The 19964-nt window shown below is 60.4% G+C and carries 21 protein-coding genes; 9 read left to right on the top strand and 12 right to left on the bottom strand.

Features of this window, described 5'->3' with window-relative positions; translation table 11 throughout:
* The 8 genes from LIY45_RS28215 to tssB form a co-directional block, all read right to left on the bottom strand.
* The coding region (locus tag LIY45_RS28215) for a contractile injection system protein, VgrG/Pvc8 family (protein ID WP_260525443.1) at nucleotides 1-336 on the bottom strand (336 nt) is incomplete at its 3' end.
* Nucleotides 337-338: 2 nt separating this feature from the next.
* A complete protein-coding gene (gene tssH / locus LIY45_RS28210) occupies nucleotides 339-2987 on the bottom strand; it encodes a type VI secretion system ATPase TssH (RefSeq protein ID WP_226478333.1) in 2649 nt (882 codons plus the stop codon).
* Between the two features lie 80 nt (nucleotides 2988-3067).
* The gene (locus tag LIY45_RS28205) at nucleotides 3068-3559 is read right to left on the bottom strand and encodes an Hcp family type VI secretion system effector (protein WP_177048981.1); all 492 of its coding nucleotides are present in this window, start codon (nucleotides 3557-3559) and stop codon (nucleotides 3068-3070) included.
* Nucleotides 3560-3574: 15 nt separating this feature from the next.
* Nucleotides 3575-5290 carry an OmpA family protein gene (locus LIY45_RS28200; RefSeq protein WP_226478332.1) on the bottom strand — a complete coding sequence of 572 codons (1716 nt, stop codon included), beginning with the start codon at nucleotides 5288-5290 and terminating at the stop codon, nucleotides 3575-3577.
* Nucleotides 5291-5297: 7 nt separating this feature from the next.
* Nucleotides 5298-5978 carry a type VI secretion system protein TssL, short form gene (gene tssL, locus LIY45_RS28195; protein ID WP_226478331.1) on the bottom strand — a complete coding sequence of 227 codons (681 nt, stop codon included), beginning with the start codon at nucleotides 5976-5978 and terminating at the stop codon, nucleotides 5298-5300.
* Entirely contained in the window at nucleotides 5975-7330 is a 1356-nt protein-coding gene (tssK, locus tag LIY45_RS28190; protein ID WP_226478330.1) for a type VI secretion system baseplate subunit TssK, read from the bottom strand. Before tssK ends, tssL begins: the two co-directional genes overlap by 4 nt.
* 24 nt (nucleotides 7331-7354) lie before the next feature.
* On the bottom strand, nucleotides 7355-8893 hold the full coding sequence (tssC, locus tag LIY45_RS28185; RefSeq protein ID WP_226478329.1) for a type VI secretion system contractile sheath large subunit: 1539 nt from the start codon (nucleotides 8891-8893) through the stop codon (nucleotides 7355-7357).
* Between the two features lie 21 nt (nucleotides 8894-8914).
* Entirely contained in the window at nucleotides 8915-9418 is a 504-nt protein-coding gene (gene tssB, locus LIY45_RS28180; protein WP_226478328.1) for a type VI secretion system contractile sheath small subunit, read from the bottom strand.
* 383 nt (nucleotides 9419-9801) lie between these two features.
* Between tssB and LIY45_RS28175 the strand changes: the two genes are divergently transcribed.
* The 3 genes from LIY45_RS28175 to LIY45_RS28165 all read left to right on the top strand — a co-directional run bounded on the left by LIY45_RS28175 (nucleotide 9802) and on the right by LIY45_RS28165 (nucleotide 13396).
* Complete coding sequence (locus tag LIY45_RS28175) at nucleotides 9802-10830, top strand: DNA topoisomerase IB (protein WP_226478327.1); 1029 nt, start codon at nucleotides 9802-9804, stop codon at nucleotides 10828-10830.
* A gap of 144 nt (nucleotides 10831-10974) precedes the next feature.
* A complete protein-coding gene (locus LIY45_RS28170; protein WP_226478326.1) occupies nucleotides 10975-12609 on the top strand; it encodes an ABC-F family ATP-binding cassette domain-containing protein in 1635 nt (544 codons plus the stop codon).
* An 82-nt stretch (nucleotides 12610-12691) separates the two neighbouring features.
* A complete protein-coding gene (locus LIY45_RS28165) occupies nucleotides 12692-13396 on the top strand; it encodes a YoaK family protein (RefSeq protein ID WP_226478325.1) in 705 nt (234 codons plus the stop codon).
* Nucleotides 13397-13537: 141 nt separating this feature from the next.
* Here the strand turns inward: LIY45_RS28165 and LIY45_RS28160 are convergent, their stop codons facing one another.
* Entirely contained in the window at nucleotides 13538-13891 is a 354-nt protein-coding gene (locus LIY45_RS28160; RefSeq protein WP_003212599.1) for a hypothetical protein, read from the bottom strand.
* Between the two features lie 109 nt (nucleotides 13892-14000).
* On the opposite strand from LIY45_RS28160, the gene LIY45_RS28155 reads away from it, so the two are divergent.
* A complete protein-coding gene (locus LIY45_RS28155) occupies nucleotides 14001-14261 on the top strand; it encodes a hypothetical protein (protein WP_017480362.1) in 261 nt (86 codons plus the stop codon).
* Between the two features lie 124 nt (nucleotides 14262-14385).
* Here the strand turns inward: LIY45_RS28155 and LIY45_RS28150 are convergent, their stop codons facing one another.
* The 3 genes from LIY45_RS28150 to LIY45_RS28140 all read right to left on the bottom strand — a co-directional run bounded on the left by LIY45_RS28150 (nucleotide 14386) and on the right by LIY45_RS28140 (nucleotide 15677).
* On the bottom strand, nucleotides 14386-14697 hold the full coding sequence (locus LIY45_RS28150; RefSeq protein ID WP_226478324.1) for an AzlD domain-containing protein: 312 nt from the start codon (nucleotides 14695-14697) through the stop codon (nucleotides 14386-14388).
* The gene (locus LIY45_RS28145) at nucleotides 14694-15389 is read right to left on the bottom strand and encodes an AzlC family ABC transporter permease (RefSeq protein ID WP_017480360.1); all 696 of its coding nucleotides are present in this window, start codon (nucleotides 15387-15389) and stop codon (nucleotides 14694-14696) included. The genes LIY45_RS28150 and LIY45_RS28145 overlap by 4 nt, the downstream gene beginning before the upstream one ends.
* Before the next feature lie 72 nt (nucleotides 15390-15461).
* The gene (locus tag LIY45_RS28140; protein WP_003212603.1) at nucleotides 15462-15677 is read right to left on the bottom strand and encodes a hypothetical protein; all 216 of its coding nucleotides are present in this window, start codon (nucleotides 15675-15677) and stop codon (nucleotides 15462-15464) included.
* Between the two features lie 177 nt (nucleotides 15678-15854).
* On the opposite strand from LIY45_RS28140, the gene LIY45_RS28135 reads away from it, so the two are divergent.
* From LIY45_RS28135 to LIY45_RS28115, 5 genes are all read left to right on the top strand, one after another.
* Complete coding sequence (locus LIY45_RS28135; RefSeq protein ID WP_017480359.1) at nucleotides 15855-16211, top strand: metalloregulator ArsR/SmtB family transcription factor; 357 nt, start codon at nucleotides 15855-15857, stop codon at nucleotides 16209-16211.
* Between the two features lie 18 nt (nucleotides 16212-16229).
* Nucleotides 16230-17513 (top strand): arsenic transporter, encoded by a 1284-nt coding sequence (locus LIY45_RS28130; RefSeq protein WP_226478323.1) that lies wholly within the window; start codon nucleotides 16230-16232, stop codon nucleotides 17511-17513.
* Nucleotides 17514-17526: 13 nt separating this feature from the next.
* Nucleotides 17527-17997 carry an arsenate reductase ArsC gene (locus LIY45_RS28125; protein WP_226478322.1) on the top strand — a complete coding sequence of 157 codons (471 nt, stop codon included), beginning with the start codon at nucleotides 17527-17529 and terminating at the stop codon, nucleotides 17995-17997.
* Nucleotides 17998-18077: 80 nt separating this feature from the next.
* Nucleotides 18078-18869 (top strand): AraC family transcriptional regulator, encoded by a 792-nt coding sequence (locus LIY45_RS28120; protein WP_026078339.1) that lies wholly within the window; start codon nucleotides 18078-18080, stop codon nucleotides 18867-18869.
* A gap of 74 nt (nucleotides 18870-18943) precedes the next feature.
* Nucleotides 18944-19555, top strand: coding sequence for a LysE family transporter (locus tag LIY45_RS28115; RefSeq protein WP_017480355.1), 612 nt, complete (start codon nucleotides 18944-18946; stop codon nucleotides 19553-19555).
* Nucleotides 19556-19964 lie beyond the last annotated feature (409 nt).

Raw genomic sequence — 19964 nt, 5'->3', positions numbered from 1 at the left:
AATGATTTCGTAGCGGGCTTCGTCGTTGGAACCGGACAGGCGCTTGAAGCCGGTGACCACGCCATGAAGCGTGCGCAACGGGCTGGCAGGCGGTGGTATGAAGCCGCGCATCGGCGATTGCAGGGGTGCGCCGTACAAGCTGAACGTGGCGTTGCGACCCAGCATTTTCTCGGCAGCGATATCGCCATCGGTGCTGGTGAACTCCACACGGTAGCTGAACAGTTCGCTCAGGCCCTCCTTGCCCTCAAACGCCAGCACGTCCAGCACGGCGTCAACATCGCGAACAGTGAGTTTGTGGCGGCTGTGGTCGAAAAAGCAGCGTAATTCATTGAGCATGTTCAGGCCTCCATCGCCACGGGCGATACCCCGTCGTGGGCATCAATGAAGTGCAGGACAACGCCTTCCTCATCGCTGTAACCCAGGGTCACCCCGCGGGTGTTCTGTCGGGCGGCCTGGCGTTGCAGCAATTGCTGGCTGAGCACCGGCAGGATCTGCTGGTTGAGCAGGCTGTCGATGTTGCGCGCACCGGTGTCGGGCAGCAGGCAGGCGGCCACCAACGCGGTGTTGAGGGCGGCATCGATCTGGCAATCCAATCCGTAGTGACGCTGTAAACGCGTGGCCACCTGGGCGAGTTTGATCCCAACGATTCGCTGCAACGCGTCGGCCTGCAGCGGTCGGTAGATCAGGGTCTGGAAACGGGCGAGCAAGGCCGGCTGAAAGTGTTCCCGCAGGATCGGGCGCAGCAACTCGTGCAAGGTGCTGTCCGGCGCCCCGGGAAACTCTTGCAGGCAGGCTTGCAGCTCATCGCTGCCGAGGTTGGAAGTCATGAGAATGACGGTGTTGCGAAAGTCGATTTCCCGTCCTTCGCCGTCGCGCATGCAGCCTCGGTCGAAGACTTGGTAGAATAGGTTGAGGACGTCGCGGTGCGCCTTCTCTACTTCGTCGAGCAGCACCACGCTGTAGGGGCGTTGGCGCACGGCTTCGGTGAGCACGCCGCCCTGGCCATAACCGACATAACCGGGAGGCGAGCCTTTGAGCTGGCTGACGGTGTGCGCTTCCTGGTATTCCGAGAGGTTGATGGTGATCAGCGACTTCTCGCCACCGAACAGCTTGTCGGCCAGGGCCAGGGCGGTTTCGGTTTTGCCAACGCCGCTGGTGCCCACCAGCAGGAACACACCCAGTGGCGCTTTTTCGTCGGTGAGACCGGTCTTGGCTGCGCGCAGGCGTTGAGCCATGGCGGCGAGCGCAGGGTCCTGGCCGATCACCTGCTCGCCCAGTTGGTGCTCCAACGCCAGCAGGTTGGCTTGCTCGTCCTTGAGCAGGCTGCCCAAGGGCACGCCGGTCCAGTCGGCGACGACTTCGGCCACGCTTCGGGCATCGACGTCGAGGGACAGCAATGGCTGGCGGCCCTGAATATTGCTCAGCTCTTGCTGCCGTTGCAGGCAGACCGCCGCCTGCGAAGGTTCTGCCTGGCGGGCGTCGCGCAACTGAGAAGTGAGGTCACGTTCGTGGCGGTATTGCTCTTCAAGTTCGGCTTGCTCGCGGCTCAATTCGTCATGCTGCTCGGCGATGATCGCCAGGCGCTCACTGGCGGCGCAGCCGCTCAATTGCCGGTCGTCTTCCAGCGCCTGGCGCTCCAGCTCCAAGGCGGTTTTCCGGGCCTTGAGACGTACCAGCGCCTGCGGCTCGCAGTCCAGGCCCATGCGTACCCGTGCACTGGCGGTGTCAAGCAGGTCGATGGCCTTATCTGGCAGTTGGCGGCCCGTCAGGTAGCGCCGCGAGAGCGTCACCGCTGCCTGTACGGCCGCGTCCTGGATATGCACGCCGTGGTGCCTGGCGTAACGCCCTTTGAGACCGCGCAGCATCAGGCATGCGTTGGCGTCATCCGGCTCGTCAACCCTGACGCGCTGAAAGCGTCGCTCCAGGGCAGCATCACGTTCGAAATACTGTTTGTATTCGCTCCAGGTGGTAGCAGCGATGGTGCGCAATTCGCCACGTGCCAGGGCCGGCTTGAGCAAATTGGCGGCGTCTGCACCACCGGCCTGGTTGCCGGCCCCGATCAAAGTGTGGGCTTCGTCGATAAACAGCAAAACGGGGCGAGGCGACAGCTGCACGGCGTCGATGACGTTTTTCAGGCGTTGCTCGAATTCGCCTTTGACGCCAGCGCCGGCTTGCAACAGGCCCAAGTCCAGAATACGCACACTGACCTGCTTGAGGCTGTCGGGAACGTTGCCCTCGACGATGCGCAATGCCAGGCCTTCAACCAGAGCGGTTTTACCCACCCCGGGCTCCCCCACCAGAATCGGGTTGTTCTTGCGCCGACGACTGAGAATGTCGACGACTTGGCGAATCTCATCGTCACGGCCGAACACGGGATCGACCTGCCCCGCCCAAGCCTTGGCGGTCACGTCATGGGTGAATCTCTCCAGCATGACTTTCATGACATCCGAATCGCCGGTACCGGACGAGGCCGGCACGTTGATGCGATCCAGTGTGGCTGCTTGCTGTATTTGTGGGCGCTCTTCTGAATGTTGATCGAGCAGCTCAAACAAACGTTGTAACTGGATATCGCTGATACTGAGCAGCGGCCAGGCAGCGTCACAGGCGAGCAGGCTGGGTGTCTCCAACAGTGCACCCAGCAAATGCGCCGAACGCAGGGTGTTGTTATTGCCATCAAGGGAGGCCTGCAACCAGGCATTCTTGATCAATTGTTGCAGCTTGCCGCACAACTGCGGCTTGCCTTGCACGCTGCGCGGCAGGGTGTCGAGGTGTTCGAGCAAGCCGCGCCAGAGCGCGTCCATATCCCATTCGTAGCGGCGGGCAATCAGGGTCAGGTCACCCTCGCCCTGTTCCAGCAATTTAAGCAGCCAGTGCTCGATGCTGACCAGCCCATGGGCGCGGCTCTGGCACAAGGTCGCCGCCGTACTCAGTGCCTGGGCGCAATAGGGGTTGAGACGGCGAAGCAAGCGAGTGGAATTCTGGACCATGGATTACATCCTTGTTCTGGATTGTCGGCGTATCGTCAACGGAGCCGACAGGCGCATATACGCCTGCCGGTCCTTTTGCATCAGGCGCTTTGGCGTTCGTTCCAGGAGTCGGAGTGGATGATGTTGCCGTCCTTGTAGGTCCAGGTGACCTTCTCGTAGCGCAGCTCGATCTGTTCCAGGTGGTTGTGTTTTTCTTTGCTCGGGTCTTTGACGTCGTGCATTTTCGGCGCGACTTTCACCACCTTGACGTTTTCCAGCTTGGTGATGAAGTACTCAACTTCCTGGCCGGCATCATCAATACGGAACCACTTGAATTCGGCACTTTTGAGTGTCTGGCCAGTGGTCACCGCCTTGTACAGGTAGGGGCTGGAGGCATCGATTTCCTTGGAGAACAGGAACGGGGTGTGAACCCGGGTGCCCGTCAGCTTGCCGGTATTGTTGTCGGTGGGGATGTACAGGCTGTGGTCCTGTGCGATGACCTCGATGCTGCCTTCGCGTTTTTGTACGTCAACGGACCCTTTGATTTCAGCGCCGCCGTCATCTTGCAGCCAGAGGTAAACGGGAATTGCCATGTGAAGCTCCTTTTCTCAGGGTTGTATGTCGCGGGATGCGACAGAGGTTTTCCTGCCGGGCACCGCAGTGGGCGGCGCGCAGGCCCCCACTTCAGGCACCAGGCGGATATCGACACGACGATTGGCCGTACGCCCATCTTCGGTGTCATTACTGGCGATTGGCTGATTGGCGCCAAAGCCTTGAACGGCGAAGCAGCTGTCCGGGATGTCGCCCATGCGCTGCATCCAGTCACGTACCGACGCGGCACGGGCGCGGGACAATTCAAGGTTCTGCGCCACGCTGCCCGTAACATCGGTATGGCCGGCGATGACAATCAGCCAGCCCGGTTGGGCCTTGACGTTGGCCAGTGCGTTGATCAGGATTTTGGTTGAGCCTGGCTTGAGTTCAGCGCTCCCGACGCCGAACAACGACAGGCTGTCCAGCCTTACCGGGTTGGAGACCTCGGCGGGCCTCGTGGCCTCTGGCGGTTGCCGGTGGTTGGCAATGATCGCCAGCAACGGCTGCCGTAAGCCTTCGCCGCGGTACAGCCCCAGGCCCAGCCCCAAAGGTTCGCCGTGCCGGTAGTAGTTATCCAGGCGCACAGCGTCCTGGCGCAGCACTGCCATCGCGTTTTCGCCCAAGGCGAATTGGGGCTGGCCAGGATGCTTAGCCGGGGGAATGGAGGTATAGCGCCGCAGGTCATCACTGACCTGGCGCAACAGCAGGTTGTTCTGCCAGGCCAAGCTGGCCAGGGCCACGACACCGGCCGACACGAACAACCACAGCGCAGTGATACCTGACCGAAGGACTGCCGAATTCCGCGTGCAAATCGGCAGCAAATTCAATAGAGGATCAGGAAACGGCAAGACTGAGCTGGAACCTGCCGGAGTTTTTTCAGCCCCCCTCAACCCCGTCCGGTCACGTAGCCATTGCTGCCACAGGTTACCGTCGGTGCCCTGGGGCAGAACCGGTACCAAAGTGATCGCGCAGGCCACAGGTCGCGTTTCCAAGTGTGGGAGCAGCACCTCTCTCAGCCACGTCGACGCGCTGCCTACCTGCACGCTACTGCACAGGCGCTCGGCGTAAGTTGCGCTGTGGGTTGCCTGCACCTGCCAGTTGAACAAGCTGACGCAGGCACCGGCCTCACGCACGTAAGGGGTGGCTTGTCCGGATTCCCAACTAAACCAGGCACCCTCGCCTTTTGCGGCTTGCAGATAGCTCACCAGCATCAGGGGCAGCGCAACACCGCCCTTGCGCACCAAGGCGACCTGGTGACAGAAAGCGCGCACCCGGCCAGCCAATGCAGCCGAATCCGTGTGCTCTGCGGGGTTGGCGACAAACATCACGCTCAGTCGTCCCGTCCAGGCCGGACGCAGGGCCTGGAGATTGGTGGTCATCGACACGAGCTGATCAAGAGACGGGACGCGCACATAACAGCCTTGCGGAGTCGTGCGCAGGATCAGTTGCTCGGCAGGCAGATCGCCAAAAAGCCCCGCCAGCCCATCGCCGCAGACCAGCACCACGGGCTTGCGATAGCCTGCCGGTGGCAAGGGCGTATCGCCAGGCAGATGCAACTGCTGACCATGCTCTGCAAAACGAAGCCCCGTGCGTACCCAGGCCCACATTAGCAATAGCACCACGGAGGTAGCGGCCAATCCACGTATCCCGCCGGAGAGCGGTACGATCAGCAACAGGGTCAAGACCAGCGCACCGGCCCACAGCCAGAGGCCGCGTGTCAACTTGAGTGTCATCACGCCCTCACCCCTGGCCTGGCACAAGCGTAGCGGCCAGGCCGCCCAGCCAGTGATCCAGCCCCCACCACGTGCCGGCCAACAACAAGCCAGCCGCCAGTACGTGAACCATTGGCGAACCGATCCGGCGCAGACGTTGCATCCGGCGGCCAACGCTGTGCGTCATCAGAGTGTGATTGAGTTGCAGAGGAGCAACCCGTGCATTCAGGGCGGCTAGCAGTTGCTCGCGCTCAGGATCATTGACATCGCGGTACCGCCCCTGAAAACCGAGCATCATTACCCGCTGGAACGCCGTCAGCACCCGCACATCAGGCGCGGGATGACGCAGTGCTTCGCTGATATCCTCATAGAGGAACTCACCGGCCTGATGGCGGTTGAAAAATTTAGCCTGCAAGGGCTCCCGGGCCCAATTGGCATGGGCGTCTCCCTTGGCATAGCCCAGTGCGGTCTCATCCAGCAAGGCACACTGGGCATAGCTGATCAGCGCGAGGTTGCGCGTACCAATGCCGGCGTCCTTGAGGCCCTGTCGAACCTGTTCGACCTGCTTCGCGCAATGCTCTGGCAGCTGCGGACTGTTTTGCAGCGAAGCCCCCTCGCGCAACTGGACGACCAGCAGGTAAGTGTCTTGTAACAGGGCGTCAAGATCCTGCGGCGTGAAGGTGCGTTTGTTCAAGTCAGCCAGGCTCATGCGCGCAGTACCGCAAACAGTTCAAGCTTGACGTCCAGCAACGTACTTGGGACGTAAATGGCGCACGTTCCTCCGGCCAGCATCGCCTGGCCCTTGGCGCTGCCGAGATCCAGGGCGAAGTACTGGTTTTCCAGGCGCAGCGGAATAGCCGCCGGCACATGACTGAGGGGCTGCAACGCCACACCATCAAGCGCAGCATTCACCAGTTGATCAACATCGTCGGACGTGCCCACTTTGCACAGCCGCGGGAACTGGTTTTGCAGCTGGGCTGCTGGCATACGGCAACGTACCGACAGATAGAAGTCGGCGCCGTTCTGCTCACGCAAGCGCGCGTCGTTAAGCGTGACTTGCCAGCGGTTGGGCCCAACCTCCTCCAGTACAAGGGCGATAACCCGCGACGGCAGACTGGCCTCCAGCAAGGTGGAGATAGTGCGCATCAAGGGCGGGAAGACGGTTTCCAACTGTTCATGCCGATAGGCAGGAATCTTGTCGATATCGTGTTCCAGGGAAAACGTCAGCAGGCTGCCGGCCAGCTTGACCAGCTCCAGGTACACCTGCTCGGGATGCCGTGCAGGGTGTGACTTGAAGTCGGCCAGTACCGGTTGATAGGTGTTCAATGCGTTGAGCAACCAGAACAACGACACATCGGCCACGGCAAAATCTGCCATGCGTTGGTTACTTTCGCGGCGCATCCCCATCAAGCGTTGACGCTTGGCTGCCAACTGGGTCAACAGGTTATCGAGTTGGGTCAACAGCCCGGGATGGGCCGCGAAGCTGAGCAGCGGAGGGACATAATCGGGATCAATATTCCAGGCGCCCTGACCGTCACGCACCAGGCGTGTGACGGGGCACGTCAGGTATTCGGCATTCTCATCTTCAGCCAGGCGCAAGGTCAGGGCGTGCTCCAGCACACCAACCGATTGCACCTCGTCGGCGTAGATGTCCTGCACTCGCCGCCAATCCTGGCGATAGCGCGTTGGCCGGTCGGCCTTTCCCCCTTCGAACAAGCAGTTGTTGCCGTTGGCTTGTTCCAACGGCAACGCCAGCAGCAACGTCGCGTCCCGGGCAGTGTCGGGAAGCAGTTGGGCCAGCTCCAGCGCGGGTGGTAGCCGATCCACGTGATCGGTATCCACCAACGTACCATCGGGCATGCGCAGCAGCACTTGAGTCGCCTTGAGCTTGCCTAACCGCAAGGCTTGCCTATCGAACGCAACCCCCAGGACGCCCCAGGGATGCACCAGCGACAAATGGGCCAGACGCTCGTTGGTCCAGGCCTCCCAGCGTGCTTGCTGCTGGAATTGTTGCGGAGACAGCAACGCCCCCGCAGCCCACAGGGGGCGGTCGATTTTCATCAGATTATTTCCCTGGAAAGTGACTTAGGCTTTTGCCTTGGGCATCTGCGAAACCAGGGACAAATTGACGTCCATGCCTTCAACCTGGAAGTGCGGCACTGCGTAAAGCTTGACGCGGAAGAAGCCGGGGTTGTCTTCGATGTCTTCTACCGTCACCCTGGCGTCGCGCAATGGATGGGAGGCTTGAAGGTCGTCACCTGGATCGGTCATTTCGGTCACCAGCCCGCCAACCCACTTGTTCAATTCCAGCTCCAGTAAACGTCGGTCCTTGGTCGTCCCGATGTTTTCCCGCTGGATCAGCTTGAGGTAATGAGCGATGCGCGACAGTAAGAAAATGTATGGCAGCCGCGCGTTGATTCGACTGTTGGCAGTGGCGTCGGCGGTGTCATACAGCGCGGGTTTCTGGGCCGAATTGGCCGAGAAGAAACACGCATAGTCGCGGTTCTTGTAGTACGACAAGGGGATGAACCCGAGGTTGGCGAATTCAAATTCGCGGGTTTCCGGAATCATCACTTCAGAAGGGATTTTCACCTGATTGCCAGTGCCCAGGTCATACAGGTGAATCGGCAGCCCAGTCACCGCGCCACCCGATTGCGGGCCGCGAATCTGCACGCACCAACCGTTGGTGATAAAGCTTTTCACCATGTTTGCCGCGAAGGCGAACGAAGCGTTGGTCCACAGGTACTTTTCGTGATCAGGGCCCTTGACGCTTTCAATGTAGTTAAAGCTTCGAACCGGAACGGTGTCCGGGCCATAAGGCAGCCGCCCCAGCACCCGGGGCATCAGCAATCCGATGTAGCGGGAGTCGTCGCTCTCGCGGAACGCTTTCCACTTAATGTATTCGGCACGGTCAAAGTAGTTGCCGATGTCCTTGATGGCAGCCACTTCCTCCATGGTCTTTTTGCCAAAGAATGCCGGGCCGACAGCGCCAATGAACGGCATGTGGGCAGCCGCGGCCACTTTGGAAATATTGCGCAAAAGGGCAATATCCTGCGGGTTGCGGCTGAACTCATAGTTGGAAATGGCCGCCGCAATCGGCTCGCCACCCGGGGTGTCATATTCTTGGGTGTAGGTGTGCAAATACAGACCGCTCTGGGCGATCTCAGGCGCATCTTCGAAGTCTTGTACCAAGTGCTCCTTACTGATATCCAACAGCTCGACACGCACATTCTGGCGAAAATCGGTCTGATCTATCAGCGACTTTACACCACGCCAGGTTGACTCTACGCGCTGGAAATCAGGGTGATGCAGGACCGCATCAAGTTGGCGGCTGATCTGTGTATCCAGGGAGGCGATATGTTCGTCCAGTAGCACTTTATCCAAGCGCTCTATTTTATACGACGACTCCTTTAACAGATTCAAAAACACACTAACGGCCGCAGTCACCCGTTCATCAGCAGATGCCTCGGACAACGCTTCCGAGTGTTGAAAAGCCTCTATACCGCTCAACTCCGTAACCGGACTGAGGTTGATTTTGGCGAACAAGGCACCATAGATTCCTTGGCTACCTGCCTGATAGGTGTTACTCAACTGGGCGTTTTGGGATGATTGTTCCAGAGACATGATATGTAACTTCCTTATTAATTAACGATCGCCTTGAGGGGCCAGCGCGGCCAATTCAGCTCGCAGCTCATCACTCAGTGCATCGTCCTTGAGGATGCGTTCCAGCTCCTGACGAAAGGTCGCGTTATCCAGCAGGTTGGACTTGAGGTCACGGAGCAGGTTGCGCATCGCCAACAGGGCTCGCAGCCGCGGTATCTGGCGCGCTACCTGTTCGGGCTCAAAATCCTTCATGCTCTGGAAATTCAGCTCGACTGAAGTCTCAGATACATCGTCGGACAAGGTGTCATTCACAGCGAGTTTCAGACTAGGCGAGAACTCACCCAATACGCTGTCAAAGTTGTTTTTATTGATGTCGACCTTGCTGCGCTCAGAAAGTGGCCGTTGCTCTTTGCCATTACTGTAGTCCCCCATAACCATCAATTTGAGCGGCAGCTCGACTTTCTTTTGAGCACCACCGGTATGCAAATCAAGTTTGATATTGACTCGCGCCTTGGGCACCTCATTCTGAAAACTATTTGTAGCCATAACCCATCCCTTCAGGCAATTTTTGTGACAGCAAATACTGATGCGAAATCAAGACTGGAACCTATACCTTCAGCTGGCTCAACAAACAGTTCACCCGCCGCAGCACATGAATTCCTTTTTAAGAGGTCATGAAGCGCTTACATGATTTGCGTTCAGTTCCTTCAGCACTAGAATGAATTATTTCAAATGTTGTTTACCAGCCCCCATATAGCGCCAAGGAACTTTCGACTATCCACTTGGGAACTCTCCTACATTAAGCCCATGCAAAAAGGTGTTGCTCACAGCGGAGCGACGAGCAATTGATTGACATAGCGGCCTGAATCCATTGGCACGACCGCAAAACCCTGCGGTCAATCAGAAATACCTGCCAAGGAATTTGCGCCATGCCCGATCCTGCGTTGCTTGCCGACCTGCCCCGCGACCTGCATTACGTTGACGACACCCAACCCGGGATCTCCCGGAAAAAGCTGCGGGGCACGTTCCAGTACTTCAAGGCCGACGGCACCCGCATAACCGATGCCGACGAAATCAAACGCATCAACGCCCTCGCGGTGCCGCCGGCCTACACCGATGTGTGGATCTGCGCCGACCCGCGCGGCCACCTGCAAGCGACCGGCCGTGATGCCCGGGGGCGCAAGCAATACCGCTATCACCCGCGCTGGCGCGAAGTGCGTGACACCGATAAATATTCCCGTCTGCAACAGTTCGGCAGCGCGCTGCCCAAATTGCGCAAGCAGTTGGAAGCGCAGATCGCGGCGCCCGGGTTCAATCGTGAGAAGGTCCTGGCCACGGTGGTGATGCTGCTCGACGCCACCCTGATCCGCGTCGGCAACACTCAGTACGCCCGGGACAATCGTTCCTACGGCCTGACCACCCTGCGCACCCGCCATGTGGACATCAAGGGCAGCGAGATCCTGTTCCAGTTTCGCGGCAAGAGCGGCATCGAGCACCAGATCACGGTCAAGGACCGCCGCCTGGCCACGGTGATCAAGCGTTGCCTGGAGTTGCCGGGGCAGAACCTGTTCCAGTACCTGGACGAGAACGGCGAGCGCCATACGGTCAGCTCCACCGACGTGAATGCCTACCTGCAGACCCTGACGGGCGCGGATTTTACCGCCAAGGATTACCGCACCTGGGCCGGCAGTGCCCTGGCGTTGGCGGTATTGCGTGAGCTTGAATGGCAGCCGGAGTCCGACGCCAAGAAGCATGTGGTGGAGATGGTCAAGAATGTCGCCAAGCAACTGGGCAACACCCCGGCGGTGTGCCGCAAGTGCTATATCCACCCGGCCGTGCTGGAGCATTTCAGCCTGGGCGAGCTGGCAAAGCTGCCCAAGCCACGGGTGCGCAAAGGCCTGAAAGCCGAGGAAGTGGGGTTGGCGATGTTTCTGGAGCAACTGGCCGAGCGCTTGTAGGGAAAATCCAAAGTGCGTTACCCTGCCCGTCCTTTCTGATCCCGGGATGACCGCTGACGTGAACAACTAAGCCTTCCAACATGTAAACGCAACGAGCCGCCTGACGCGCTTGTTGGCTTGTGCCACATTGTTTTGGAGGTGCTGATGACTGACGTCAAACGGCTGCCTGTACTCGTTTCCCTGCAACACGTGTGTTTCCAGTTCGCCCATGGCGAAACCCTGCTGGACGACCTGAACCTGTCTTTTGATCGCACCCCCACCGGCATTGTGGGGCGCAATGGCGCGGGCAAAAGTGTGCTCGCCAAGCTGATTGCCGGCCGGCTGGCGCCCTCCTCCGGCACGCTTGAGACCTGCGCCAGGCTGGCTTATGTCCCGCAGACGTTGAGCCTTTTTCCCGGCCAAACGGTCGCACAAACCACCGGGACCGCCGAGGTACTCTCCGCCCTGGATCGCCTGGCCCGTGGTGAAGCCCGTGTCGATGACCTCGAACTGATCGATGACCGCTGGGACCTGGCCGAGCGCCTGCGCAAGGCGCTGGACGCGGCGGGCTTGCAGCAGGTCGGTTTCAAGGATCGCGCCGACCCGTTGAGTGGCGGCCAACTGGCGCGCCTGGCGGTAATCGGCGCACTGTTAGCCAACCCGCAACTGCTGATTCTCGATGAGCCCACCAATCACCTGGACAGCCAAGGCCGCGAGTGGCTGCTGGGCATTCTGGCTGACTGGCGTGGCGGGTTGATCGTGGTCAGCCATGACCGGCAACTGCTCAACTGCATGCAGCGAATCGTCGAGCTGTCACCGTTGGGCATCCAGGTCTACGGCGGTAACTACGCCGCTTTTCACGCCCAACGCGAGACCGAACAACACGCCGCCCAGGCGACGCTCGAACACGCCCGTCTGGAGCGCAGCCGTGAACGCAAGCGCCTGAAGCAAAGCAACGATGACATCCAGCGCCATGCCGCGCGCTCGCGCAAGCACGCCGAAACGGCGAACGTCGACCGCTTCACCAAGGCCCGCTGGAAAGGCGCCGCGACCGAAATCGTCAGCACCGTGCGCAGTGCTCACCAGCAACACAAGGACGAGTTGGATGAGCGCGTGCGCAAAGCCTACGAACAGGTGGTGGATGAAACACCAACGCTGCTGGCGTTGCCCGGCACCGCAGTGCCCTGCGGTCGCCAGGTGTTGAGCCTGGAGCATACGCAGTTGCCCTGGCTGGATCCGCAGCAACCCAGTACTTTCCTCAGTGCCACCCTGATGGGGCCCATGCGAGTGGCGGTCCACGGGCCGAACGGTTGCGGCAAATCCACCTTGCTCAAGCTGCTGGCGGGTCAGTTGCAGCCGGTCAGCGGCGAGTGCACGGTGCATGTGCCGGCGGCCTATATCGATCAACATCTGGCGCTGCTGGACGACCAGCGCTCGATCGTCCAACAGCTCAATCTGCTCGACACCCCGCTGGCCGAGGGCGAACTGCGCACGCGCCTGGCCTTGCTGCAACTGGATGCCTTGCGGGTCACGCAACCCGTGGCGCGGCTCAGTGGCGGCGAACGCCTGAAGGCGGCCATGGCGATTGCCTTGTGGCGCAAAACGCCGGCGCAGCTGTTGCTGCTGGACGAACCGACCAACCATCTGGACATGCAATCGGTGATCGCATTTGAGGAGGCATTGCAGGGGTTTACCGGGGCGATGATTGCGGTGTCCCACGACGCGGCATTTCTTGATGCACTCAAGCCCAGCCACACCCTGACATGGCACGCCGAGGGCTGGCGCCTGGAATCGGTGTAAAAGGTCTGCGCCAGGTCATTGCAGCCGAACGCAAAGCGTCCTACGGTAGTGGCCGGATAATCTCACCGAGGAACACGGCCCCATGCTGCCTTCATCCTTGAAGCCCTACACCAACGCCGCCTTATTGCATCGCCACAAATGGCGCGGGCGTGTCGGGCTGATGCTGGTGGCCAGCCTTTCCGTGCTGGCGGGCATGACCGACGCCATTGGTTTCATGGCCAGTGGGGATTTTGTCTCGTTCATGAGCGGCAACACCACGCGCCTCGCCGTGGCGATCAGCGAAGGCGACCTGGGCCTCTCCGCGCGCCTGACGCTGCTGGTCGCGACGTTTATCGCCGGGAATGCGTTGGGCGTGATGGTCAGCCGCATCAGCCGGCGCCATGCCCTGCCTCTGTTGCTGTGCATCGCGACCCTGCTGTGCGGGGCCGCCGCCTGGCCGTTCGACGATCAACTGCCGGCATTGCTGGCGGCGATCATCGCCATGGGCATGCTGAATGCCGCCGTCGAAGAGGTGAACGGATTCCCGGTGGGGCTTACTTATGTCACCGGGGCGCTGTCGCGATTTGGTCGCGGGCTGGGCCGCTGGATGCTCGGTGAACGCCGCAATGGCTGGCGCGTGCAGCTGATCCCCTGGGCCGGGATGTTTGCCGGTGCGGTGATCGGTGCATTGCTGGAACATCAGATGGGGATTCGTGCGCTGCTGATCAGCGGGGTGCTGTCGGCGCTGTTGGGGCTGGTGTCGCTGAAGATTCCCCGGCGCTGGCACCTGGGTTATATGCCACGCTAGAAAAGAGTTGCCCGCCCAACGTTCCGGCCTCGACGTCCATGTGCCGGTAAAGAGCCGTCACGCCGGGCGAGCGGGAAAATACTAAAACAATGCCCGCGAAGCTGTCCGCAGGGCATTTCTGAATTTTTCTAACGCAACCGATTACAGACACGTCGCCAGTGCGGCGAGACGACGCTTGGCCGGGTAGTCATCCTGGGCAGCATAATAGTTGACGCTGGCACCCGCGCCAGCGCTGCGCACGTCGACAAAGTAATCACCCGCCGTGGTGTAGATGGTGAAGCCACCGGCCTGTGCAGGCTCCATAAAGCCACCGGCGTCCACGCCGAATACCGCTTCGTCCTGCCAGCCGAACTGGATGCATTGGGCAACCACCAACGGTGCCTTGTCCGAGGCCAGGGTTTTATAGGGCGTACCGGTACGCGCCTCTTTCATCTTCGAGCCCGCGCAACCGGCCAGCGATGCCAGTACCAAAGCGCCAATTACCACCATCCGCATACCGAAGCTTCCTTGGAAAAAACGCGACTGTACCATTAGCAGGCGACACCGAATGATAATTGCGTCACCCTGCCGCCTACTTACGAACCCGCTTTTACCCGGAACCCCCATGACACCCAACGCCGAGCGCTACAACCCCTCCACCGACTACGCCGACAAGCTGATCAGCCGCATCGGCCAAACGCCTTCGTGGATCGCCAAACGCATCGGGGTGACCGACAAGCGCATCCGCTACATCCTGGATGGCGAGCGCACCGTCAAGGGCGAAAGCACCCCGATCCAGATGACCTACACCGAGCAGTTTGCCCTGGAATGCCTGGCGGCCGAGGCCAAAGCCAACAAGAAGCCCGCCAGCCCGGTTGCTGAATAGCTGACAGATTCATGAACTTTTTTTCACTGTGAGGGGGAGACCTTGCCGCCTATAGTCGGCAGGCTCATTTTTAAGAAGTCTCCCTTCCAGCCTGCCCTCCCGCAGGCTTTTTTTTGCCTGTATTTCAGAGCAGCCAGCGGAACAGATAGAACAGCGCCATGCTCAACAACACGGTGATCAGCACGCTGCGGGTCCAGAACATCAACGCCACGGCGCACACCCCGGCCAGCAGGTAAGGGTTGCCCAGGCTCAGGTTGAGCCTGTGGTCGGCCAGGAAAATGATCGGGCCGCAGATGGCGGTGAGCATCCCCGGCACGGCAAACCCGAGAAACTCCCGCGCTCCGCGATTGAGGCGCACCGGCAAACGCGGTTCGATGAACAGGTAGCGGTTGAGAAACACGATCAAACCCATGCCAAAAATCATCACGAAGATCATGGTTGCCCTACTCCCAGCCGCTTGCAGGCAAACCCCGCGCTCATCCCCAACACACCGGACACCACCACGGCCGACTCCCAATGCAGGTAGCTCAGCCATACCGAGCACAGCAACGACACGGCGACGCAGACGATGGTTGGCACGTCGCGCACCACGGGGGTGATCAAAGCGATAAAGGTCGCGGCAATCGAGAACTCCAGGCCCAACTGATCCAGCCCGGGAATGCTTTTACCAAGCACGATGCCGGCGAAGGTGAACAGGTTCCAGATGATATAGAACGTCAGGCCGACGCCCAGGGCGTACCAGCGGTTGAAGGTCTGGCGGTCATACTGGCTGACCAGGGCGAAGAATTCATCGGTCAGCAAAAAGCCCAGGCTCATGCGCCACCTGGGTTTGAGCGGCGACAGCGTGGGGCGCATGTGCATGCCATAGAGCAAATGCTGTGAGGTCAGCAGCAAGGTGGTCAGCAGGATCGAAATCAGGCTGGCGCCGCTCTTGACCATACCGATGGCCACCAGTTGGGCGGCACCGGCAAACACGATGGTCGACAGCCCTTGGGCTTCCAGCGGGGTGAATTGGGCATCAATTGCGGTGGAACCGGCCAGCAATCCCCAGGGCGCACAGGCCAGGGACAACGGGATGATCGCAATCGCGCCACGGGAAAAGGCGTTTAGAGGCAGGGCGTCAGGCATACACAACAGGCTCATCGACAGTCAGTCGACAAGCATGCCAGCGGTATCAGGGATTGTCTTGAACGATCGTGCTCAGGCCAGTTTGACCGACACCCGCTCCACCGCATCCCGGGCTTCGCGCAGTTCGTGGGCGTCCTGGTTGAGCCGGTGGATGGTATTGAGCAGGCGCTGGCGCAGCACTTCATCGCTGAGCTTTTCGACAGCGCGCATCAGGTCAAAGGCCGCGGTTTCGTTATTGTCCGCGACGGAATCCAGGGTCTTGCGCAGGTTGCGAGTGGCACGGGTCACACGTTTTCTTCCTTCATCACCAATGGGCAGGCACTTTAGGACATTTGTGTTTCAGTTTAATTTCAACCACTTGTCGTCGATTGCCGGGCCATTGACGTAGATCAATCGAAACAAGATTTGACCAAAACATCTGGATATCCGTATATTCGTATTTCCATATGTTTCAAGGGGCTGACCATGTCAGATCTTTTCTCCCCGCCCAACGTCTTCAAGTGCCTGGCCGACGCCACCCGCGCTCGGGTGACGCTGTTAATCCTGCGCGAAGGCGAACTTTGCGTGTGCGAATTGATCCATGCTCTGGATGACAGCCAGCCGAAAATCTCCCGCCACCTGGCGCAACTGCGCAGTTGCGGGTTACTGCTGGACCGTCGCCAGGGCCAGTGGATTTATTACCGCCTCAATCCTGTATTACCTGAGTGGGTGACGGCGGTGCTCGACGTCACCCTGCAAGCCAACCAAGCCTGGTTAAACACAGACGCCCAGCGTCTGGACACCATGGGCGACCGACCACAACGGGCCAGCGCCTGCTGCTGATCCTGCGGAGAGCTTTTCATGCTTGTTGCCGTTGCTATCTTTCTGTTCACCATCGTTCTGGTCATCTGGCAGCCCAAGGGCCTGGGCGTCGGCTGGAGCGCCACCATGGGCGCGATCCTGGCGCTGGCGTGTGGCGTTATCAGCCTGGCGGATATTCCGGTGGTGTGGCACATCATCTGGAACGCCACCGGGACGTTCGTTGCGCTGATCGTCATCAGCCTGCTGCTGGATGAGGCAGGCTTTTTTGCCTGGGCCGCCTTGCATGTGGCACGTTGGGGCCGTGGACGCGGTCGGCGGTTGTTCGCGTATATGGTGCTGCTGGGCGCGTTGGTGTCGGCGTTGTTCGCCAACGACGGCGCGGCGCTGATCCTCACGCCCATCGTGATGTCGATGCTGTTGGCGTTGCGCTTCTCTCCGGCGGCGACCCTGGCGTTCGTCATGGGCGCCGGGTTTATCGCCGACACCGCGAGCCTGCCACTGGTGGTCTCCAACCTGGTGAATATCGTATCGGCCGACTACTTCAAGATCGGCTTCAACGAATACGCCGCCGTGATGGTGCCGGTGAACCTGGTGAGCGTCGCCGCGACCCTCGCGGTATTGATGTGGTTTTTCCGCCGCGACATTCCGCAAACTTACGACCCGGCAGACCTCGACGATCCCGCCAGTGCGATCCACGACCGTGCGACGTTTCTCGCCGGCTGGTGGGTACTGGGCATTCTGCTGGTGGGCTGTTTTGCCCTGGAACCGCTGGGCATTCCCATCAGCGCGATCTCCGCCGCCTGCGCCACCTTGCTGCTGGTGATTGCCGCCAAGGGCCACAAGATTTCCACCCGCAAGGTGCTGAAGGAAGCGCCCTGGCAGATCGTGATCTTCTCCCTGGGCATGTACCTGGTGGTCTATGGCCTGCGTAACGCCGGGCTGACCAACTACCTCGCGACCTGGCTCGACACCTTCGCCGGTTACGGCGTGTGGGGCGCGGCATTGGGCACTGGCGTGCTGACCGCCCTGCTGTCTTCGGCGATGAACAACCTGCCGACCGTGCTGATCGGCGCGCTCTCCATCGAGGCCAGCCACGCCGTGGGCGTGGTCAAGGACGCGATGATCTACGCCAACGTGATCGGCAGCGACCTCGGCCCGAAAATCACCCCCATCGGTAGCCTGGCCACCTTGCTCTGGCTGCACATCCTGGCACGCAAAGGCATCAGCATCACCTGGGGTTACTACTTCAAGGTCGGGATCGTACTGACCTTGCCGGTGCTGTTGATCACCCTCGCCGCCCTCGCCCTGCGCCTGAGTTTCTGACGGAGTCCGTTTGATGAAAGTCCTGTTCATGTGCACCGCCAACAGCTGCCGCAGCATTCTCTCCGAAGCGTTGTTCAACCATCTGGCGCCGCAAGGTTTCCAGGCCATCAGCTCCGGGAGCTTTCCCAAGGGCCAAGTGCTGCCCCGCAGCCTGACCACCCTGCAGGCCGCCGGCATCAGCACCGAAGGTTTGTACAGCAAGGGCAACGACGCCTTTGAAGACAGCCCGCCGGACTTCGTCATCACCGTGTGCGACAAGGCTGCCGGGGAAGCCTGCCCGGTGTATTTCGGCCCGGCCATCAAGGCGCATTGGGGGTTGGAGGACCCGTCGGACGTTCAAGGCGATGAAGTCCAGGTCGACGCCGCATTCCGCGCCACCCTGGCAACCATTGAACGGCGCTGCCGAGCTTTTTTCGAGATTCCGTTCGCCAGCCTGAGCCCCGTTGAACTCAAGGCCGAACTTGATCGCATCGCCGCGTTGTAACCGAAGAGCCTGGCGAGTAGTCGATCTGAAGCCCTTTTCCGGCGTATGCTCGCGGGTAACCGTCACTGCGAGCCCCCTCAATGAGTTCCATGCAGCACGCCTGGCTGGGCAACTACGAAGTCAGCAGCACATCGTGCACCGGCCTGACGTTTGCCCGCCACAGCCATGATGAATGCGTGATCGGCGTCAACCTGCTCGGCGAGGAACAGGTGTGGCTGGACCGCCGCACGTTCGAAGCCGGCCCCGGCAGCATTACCTTGTACAACCCAGGGCAGATTCAGGGCGGCGGCGCAGCCGAGGGGCGGCCGTGGCGGTTTGTCAGCCTGTATGCGACTGCCGACCAATTGGCGGCTGACCTGGGTCTGGCACACTTGGAGTTCGACCGTTCGCTGTGCTTCCAGCCGGAGCTGGCGATGAAACTGGCCGGTGCGATTGAAGGTTCGCTGAGTGCCGATCCGATCGCCCGGGAGCTGAGTGAGGAAGCCTTGGTGGTGCTGCTCGGCGAGGTGGTCAGTTGCAGCGGCGTGCGCCTGCCTGGCAGCACAGCGGTGGGTCGCGGGCTGGTGATCAAGGCTCAGGAGTTGCTGGCAGAAAACCTGCACCAGGCGGTGGCACTCGATACCCTTGGTGACGAGCTGGGCCTGTCGAAATTCCATCTGCTGCGAGCCTTCCAGAAAGAAACCGGACTGAGTCCGCGCCAGTGGGCGATGCAACTGCGCACTCGTCGCGCCAAAGGGCTGTTGCGCTCAGGCGTGGCGGCGTCGCAAGTGGCCCACGCCCTCGGGTTCGCCGATCAGAGCCATCTGAATCGACATTTTCGTGCGGCCTACGGCATTACCCCCGGTCGCTATCAAAGCGTGCTCAAGGGCTGAAAAGCGCAATCTGGTTCAAGACGACTTCTTCACCCTCCCCCAAACTACCGGCCATCCATTGAAGGAAGGCAGGCATGTTGACGATCTTTTTTTCGGCGCTGGTGTTCGGTTTTGTGTTTTGCCTGTCTCCGGGGGCGGTGCTGGCGGAAACCCTGCGCCGTGGGCTATTGCACGGGTTTACGCCGGCGTTGTTGGTGCAGGTTGGCTCGCTGGTGGGCGACGCCGTGTGGGCGGTGATTGGGCTGACCGGCATGGCGTTGTTGATCCAGCATGAGTCGGTGCGGGTGCCGCTGACGGCGGTGTGCGGGTTGTATCTGGCGTGGCTCGGGGTGCGCAGCCTGATGGATGCCTGGCGGCTGCCGGAGTCCGACAGTGCGCCGGCCAGGTCCGGGCAGAATGCGCTGATGGTGGGGGCCGCGATTTCCCTGGCCAATCCGAAGAACATTGTTTATTGGGGGGCCTTGGGCAGCGCGCTGTCGGGGATAGTCGGGGCGACGCCGAGCCATGGGCAGACGTTGATGTTTTTTGCGGGGTTCATGGTGGCGTCGGTGCTTTCGTGCTTTTTGATTGCGGCGTTGGTTAACCTGTTGCGCCAGAATGCGTCGCCCATGTGGCAGAGGGTTAGCTATGGTGCTTGCGGTGTGGTGCTGCTGTATCTGGCGGTTCTGGCTTTGCGGGCGATTTGAGGGGGGGGGCTTGAGTGCATATCCGTTATTTAGGTAACGACCGCTTATGGTTCCGCTCTTACAACTGACTACCGGCCGGCTTGAGTGTTAAAAGCAAAGACCAGAGCGAAAGCAGGACTGCTTTTCTGTGGGAGCTGGCTTGCCTGCGATGCAGACAACTCGGTTTTTCAGATACACCGAGGCGATGCCATCGCAGCGATGCGGCGACCCGACAAGCCAGCTCCCACATTTGGACCGTGCCCGCTTTGGCTTTTGATTTGACTCTTCAACACTCAAGCCGGCCCGTAGAGTGAGCACACCGAGCCTAGGCGAGGTGCCGAGTGGTGGGGCAAGAGCGTTTTGCTTACTTTTGACTGGGCCGGCATTCCGGCTGTTCAAAAGTGAACCGCTGTAAGAGCGGAACCACTAT

Source organism: Pseudomonas sp. MWU16-30323, assembly GCF_020515595.1.
Classification (GTDB): domain Bacteria; phylum Pseudomonadota; class Gammaproteobacteria; order Pseudomonadales; family Pseudomonadaceae; genus Aquipseudomonas; species Aquipseudomonas yamanorum.
Note: the sequence above shows the minus strand (reverse complement) of the source record. Positions and strands in the feature narration are given on the sequence as shown.